General features: G+C 69.2%; 2 protein-coding genes. Both read right to left on the bottom strand.

The features are described from left to right. The coding region (locus IE170_RS15385) for a hypothetical protein (RefSeq protein ID WP_189809921.1) at nucleotides 1–854 on the bottom strand (854 nt) is incomplete at its 3' end. A gap of 268 nt (nucleotides 855–1122) precedes the next feature. Continuing rightward, the coding region (locus IE170_RS15390; protein ID WP_229884800.1) for a S8 family serine peptidase at nucleotides 1123–2318 on the bottom strand (1196 nt) is incomplete at its 5' end.

The following is a 2318-nucleotide window of genomic DNA, read 5'->3' on the forward strand; positions in this document are numbered from 1 at the left end:
CCGACCTGATGCCGAGCTGCCATCCGTGCGCGAGAGAGGCGAGCGCGGCCACTGCGGCGGCCCTGACCGGCAACAGGGTTCGCGGCACCGGGCCGGCGCCCACACCCGCACGGTGCTCCAATCGAAGGCGGACTGATCGTCGTCGAGCAGGACGCGCAGCAGCCGCTGGTCCGTGTCCAGGGCGCCGGCCGTGTCGAGCCGTTCGGCGGCGCGGACCCGCGCTTCGGTGTAGGGCTTTGCCAGCGGGCGGGGCCGGGAAGGGCGCCGGGGTAACGCCCCTGCACGATGGTCAGGTACTCGCACGGCACATCCATCTCGGCGAGGTCGGCCGGCGTGGAGACCGACTCCCGCTTCGAGTAGGGCACTCCGTCGCGGATCGCGGGAGCGTAGTCCTCGCGCAGCAGCGGGCCGATGACCCGGCTACGCTCCCACACGAGGCCGCTGATCACGCACAGGGCAAAGGCTTTGACCCAGGTCTGGGCGGTGGTGGCCGGGGACGCCGGTTCCCAGGTTTCGTCGTAGTGCATCTCCGCGCTGGTGAGCGTCTCGTCGACGAGGGGCAGAGGGACCTCGAAGTCGCCATCGAGGAAGCAGCCCAGGCTCAGCTCTCCAAGGGCGCATTCCGCTGTGGTGAGCAGGACCTCACGCGAACTCTCCGTGTCCAGCGCGGGGTCTTCAAGGGTGCGTGCGCCGGCGAGGTCGAGGAGGTCGCCGCCCATCCGCCGCAGGCGCAGAGGACGGCCGTTGTCACGCATGGCGAACCAGTGGCCGATAGCCCGGCGGACTCCGCATCGAAGGGTCTCGTCTATCTGCTCTTCGGCAACGTCGTGACGGGCCACGTCCTTGATCGTCATGGCCGCTATCCTGCCAGCGGGCACTGACAGGCCGTACGGGCTGGACCTGCCGTTCGGTGCAGCTCCCGGCGTGCTCCTCAGCCTGGTGCGCCTTCGGCGGCGAGCGGGGTCTCCAGGAGCCGGTGCCGACCGGGCACCTTGAAACGTTGCGACTGGCGGCTACGGCGTTCACGATCGAGCCCTCTGGCACAGGAGCGGCCGGGCGTCAGGCCGCCGCCGAGGTTTGCTCGCGGGGTCGGCGGCGGCCTTCGGGGATCTGGGTGAAGGATCAGCTGCGGCGGCGCTTGAGGATTAGCGTGCCAGCGAGGCCGAGGCCCGCGGCTGCGACGGCGCCGATCGTCATCCATTGCCAGGGCAGGCCCGCTTCGGCAGCCGCAGCTTCGGCTGGCGCAGCAGCTGTCTGGCTGGGGGTGGGGGCGGGGGTGTTCGTGGGGGCCGGGGCGAGGGGGTCGCCGTCGGGTGCTCCCGGGTTGCCTGCCTTCTCCAGCAACACCATGCGGGGGCGGATAGCCCCGTAACCGATCCAGTTGTTGCGCTTGGCGCCGTCGGCGGGGCCACCGGCGGTCTCAATAAGGACGCGAGCGACCTGGGTTGCGGTCCAGTCGGGGTGAGCCGACCATACGAGCGCGGCGGAGGCGGAGGCCAGGGCAGTGGCGTACGAGGTGCCTCCGTCCCTCACGCACCAGGCGGTGTTGTCCTTGCAGCGGACCGGGGCCTTGCTGCCGTATGCGGACAGGTCCATTTCCGGTCCGTGGGAGCTGAGTTTCAGCCCCTCGGCCGTCTCGTCGATGGCCCCTACTCCGATGACTCCCGGAATCATGGCGATCAGGTTGACCGCGTTGTTACCCTCCCCCTCATTTCCCATGGCAGCGAAGACGAGCGCTCCCTTGCTCTGGGCGTATTGGACAGACTCCTTGATTCTGTCGAAGCTGAAGTGGTCGCCCCAGCTCAAGTTGATGATCTTGGCCCCGCTGTCGACCGCGTACCGGATCCCTTTGGCGCCTTCGCCGCCTGTGGCAAAGGCCATGGGAGTGCCGAGGCTGGTGCGGACGGGCATGACCTTGGCGCCGGGAGCCAGCCCCTTCGGGCCGCCCCCTGTGCCGTCGCCGACGATCGCCGCGGTCATCGTGGTCCCGTGCCCGTCGACATCATCGTGCGCCGGGTACGTCTTGTCCGGCTGCCCAATGGGCGGTGACATGACCGACACCCCTGGAAGGACGGCCTCGCGCGGCACGCCCGGGACGGGCTTAAAGCCGCTGTCGACGACGGCCACCGTGATGCCGCTGCCGTCTGCAACCTTCCACATCTCCTGAGCCTTCATGACCGTGAGGTAGTCCGGCGGATCCGTGTCCGCTGCCGCGGGCGTCGCCAATCCTGCGCTAGGGGCTGTCTTTCCGATCATCGGATCGTTGGTCCGGTCGTGAGGGATGGGGAGATTTCTGACGCCGCCTGGGCGGTGATCGA

Source organism: Streptomyces toxytricini, assembly GCF_014649915.1.
GTDB lineage: Bacteria > Actinomycetota > Actinomycetes > Streptomycetales > Streptomycetaceae > Streptomyces > Streptomyces toxytricini.